Source organism: Pseudomonas sp. PA-4-8C (assembly GCF_021606625.1).
Lineage (GTDB): Bacteria > Pseudomonadota > Gammaproteobacteria > Pseudomonadales > Pseudomonadaceae > Aquipseudomonas > Aquipseudomonas lactis.
In genome coordinates, this window is the sequence record NZ_WKCD01000439.1 from 1 (window position 1) to 2,804 (window position 2,804).

4 protein-coding genes are annotated in these 2,804 nt (G+C 59.0%); 1 reads left to right on the forward strand and 3 read right to left on the reverse strand.

What is annotated here, in order from left to right:
- Positions 1-38 precede the first annotated feature (38 nt).
- The 3 genes from GIW04_RS29590 to GIW04_RS29600 form a co-directional block, all read right to left on the reverse strand.
- Entirely contained in the window at positions 39-401 is a 363-nt protein-coding gene (locus GIW04_RS29590; RefSeq protein WP_268939282.1) for an FUSC family protein, read from the reverse strand.
- Between the two features lie 174 nt (positions 402-575).
- A complete protein-coding gene (ycaC, locus tag GIW04_RS29595) occupies positions 576-1,202 on the reverse strand; it encodes an isochorismate family cysteine hydrolase YcaC (RefSeq protein WP_003191542.1) in 627 nt (208 codons plus the stop codon).
- A 63-nt stretch (positions 1,203-1,265) separates the two neighbouring features.
- Positions 1,266-1,955 (reverse strand): isochorismatase family protein, encoded by a 690-nt coding sequence (locus tag GIW04_RS29600; RefSeq protein WP_003191543.1) that lies wholly within the window; start codon positions 1,953-1,955, stop codon positions 1,266-1,268.
- A gap of 338 nt (positions 1,956-2,293) precedes the next feature.
- Here GIW04_RS29600 and GIW04_RS29605 point away from each other — a divergent pair.
- A partial coding sequence (locus GIW04_RS29605; protein ID WP_236479521.1) for a LysR family transcriptional regulator occupies positions 2,294-2,804 on the forward strand: 511 nt, incomplete at its 3' end.

Here is a 2,804-nt window from a genome sequence, read left to right on the forward strand (position 1 = left end):
TCCCATAATATTTCACTCATATCGATAGTGTTACCTAACTAGATCAGAATGAAAAAGAAGAACGCCTCGACGGATTCGGGCAGCAGCGTCAGATTAGAATAAGAGACAGAGAAAACAATGAAGGGGACCGGTCCTGGGGGGAAACCGCCCATGATCAGCACCGCCACTGCCGCGCCGACCAGGGTGCCGATAATCTGTGAAAAACTACGCTGCAACGCCATGCCACCCAAGGGTTGGCTGACGATAATCACCGCCATCACTGACCATTTTGGCTGGTCTAGGTCGAAGATGAAGGCCAGGTACAAGGTCAACAATCCAGCTGCAACGGTGCGCAACGCAAATAGCAGCGCGCCCATACCTGGATTGAACACCACTTTGAAATAGTTGATCAGGGGCTGCATAAACGGCTCAAGCGGGCTGCCAAGGCCTGCGGACCGAGACACAACCTTTGGTCAAAAGCTGCGCCCAATTCATAACAGGTCGTTAGCTGGAAACCGGTTCATGCTCATCTGAACGCACCTGGTGCTAGGTTGAAATGAGGACTGCCTGTCGCAGCACAGCCCCCATGCTCGGGCTTACTTGCCTTCAGTCAACGCGTTGTAGCTGGTGAACAGGTTGCGGTAGTCCGGAATGTGGTTGGAGAACAACGTCCCCAAGCCCTCGATGTCGTTGCGCCAGTCGCGGTGCAGCTCACAGGCCAGGCCAAACCAGGTCATCAGTTGCGCGCCGTTGGCCGACATGCGGGCCCAGGCGGACTGCTGGGTCAGTTCGTTGAAAGTGCCGGAGGCGTCGGTGACCACGAACACTTCAAAGCCTTCGGCCAGGGCCGACAGCGCCGGGAACGCCACGCACACTTCAGTCACGACGCCGGCAATGATCAATTGCTTCTTGCCGGTGGCCTTGATGGCCTTGACGAAGTCTTCGTTGTCCCAGGCGTTGATCTGGCCTGGGCGCGCAATGTACGGCGCATCCGGGAACAGTGCCTTGAGCTCGGGCACCAGCGGGCCATTGGGGCCGGTTTCGAAACTGGTGGTGAGGATGGTCGGCAGCTTGAAGTACTTGGCCAAGTCAGCCAGGGCCAGCACGTTGTTCTTGAATTTGTCCGGGTCGATGTCACGGACTAGTGACAGCAAGCCGGCCTGATGGTCGACCAACAGCACAGCGGCGTTGTCTTTGTCCAAGCGAACGTAAGGTGTAGACATCGTGGTACTCCTGATAAAGAAGGTGACGCCCCGAGTGGGCGCCCCGTAAAGAACCCAGCGTGTTTACTTGCGCTGTGAGTCTAGTACTTCGTGGTTGTTTGCCACTTCCTGAGCCTTGACGTAGCTCTCGATGAGAAGCTGGTAGTGCGGCATGGCCTGGGTGTAGACGTTGGCCCACTCCTGGGCATCCGGGCGGTTCCAGGAGCCTTGCAACTCCGACAGCGTGCCCATGATGTCGATCGGCACCACGCCGGCCTGGGCCAGGCGTGCAACGGTCAGGTCGGTGGCCAGCCTGGAGTGGTTGCCCGAGGCATCGACCACCGCGAACACCTTGTAGCCTTCATGCACCGCCGCAATCGATGGGAACGCCAGGCACACGCTGGTCAGGGTGCCGGCGATCACCAGGGTCTTCTTGCCGGTGGCTTTGACGGCGGCATGAAACTCCGGGTTGTCCCACGCGTTGATTTCGCCACGGCGGGCCACGTACTGGGCGTGCGGCGCGGCTTCGTGGATTTCCGGGATCAACGGGCCGTTGGGTCCTTGCGGCACCGAAGCGGTGGTGATAACCGGTATTTTCAGCAGGGTTGCGGCCTTGGCCAGCGCGATGGCGTTGGCGCGCAATTGAGGAACATCAATGTCCTTGACGATCTGGAACAGACCACTCTGGTGGTCGATCAGCAACATGGCGGTGTCAGCGGGGTCAATCGTCGGCTTTTGACCATTGAAGTTTGCAGCGTTACCTGATGCAGTCATTTGCATTTCCTCTTGCTTGGCGATACCTCCCTGGCGTGTGCGCCGGAACTGCGCCCGGCCGTGCCTGCACTTCCTGTACAGACACGCTTGGGCAACGACCTGGACGTGTGTCAGCAGGCCCACCCAAAAAAACAGTGGAACCACCTTAATCATCGCGTTCAGGGTTAGGTAGTGGCTGAAACGGGCCGCTCCATCTCAAAAATGGAACAATGCAGCCGCACGGTGGCAAGGGCACTTGGACGTGCCGGTCGTTACAATGCGATCATCGGCTCCATCCCGTGGATTTCAGGCACTTGCGCCAATCATGACCGTTCACTTATTTCCAGGCAGGTGCCTTCATGGACATCAAACAACTTAAATTCCTGATCGCGCTGGAGCAGACCCGCCATTTCGGCCAGGCCGCCGCCCGCTGCAACATCACCCAGCCCACCCTGTCGATGCGCCTGCGCAACCTGGAGGAAGAACTGGGCCTGGAACTGGTGACCCGCGGCCAACGCTTCGAAGGCTTCACCCAGGCCGGCGAACGCGTGCTTGCCTGGGCCAGGACTTTACTCGCCGCCCACGACGGCCTGTTCGCCGAAGCCGCTGCGTGTCGCGGCCAGTTAGTCGGTAACCTGCGCCTGGGCCTGGTGCCCCTGAGCGGCTTCAACCCGATCAGCTTCATCCAGGGCTTGTCCCACAGCTTCCCGGAACTCAAGTTCAGCCTCACCTCCATGAGTTCGGACAAAATCATCGAAGCCCTGGGCACCAACCAGTTGGACCTCGGCGTGTGCTACCTGGACCACGTCAGCCCCAACTACCTGGAGTTTTTCGAACTGGGCGAAACCCGTGTCGGCCTGCTGTACGACA

Excerpts from the sequence above, each read along its gene's own strand:
- ycaC (WP_003191542.1), bottom strand. The coding sequence starts at position 1,202 with ATGTCTACACCTTACGTTCGCTTGGACAAAGACAACGCCGCTGTGCTG.
- GIW04_RS29600 (WP_003191543.1), bottom strand. The coding sequence starts at position 1,955 with ATGACTGCATCAGGTAACGCTGCAAACTTCAATGGTCAAAAGCCGACG.
- GIW04_RS29590 (WP_268939282.1), bottom strand. The coding sequence starts at position 401 with ATGCAGCCCCTGATCAACTATTTCAAAGTGGTGTTCAATCCAGGTATG.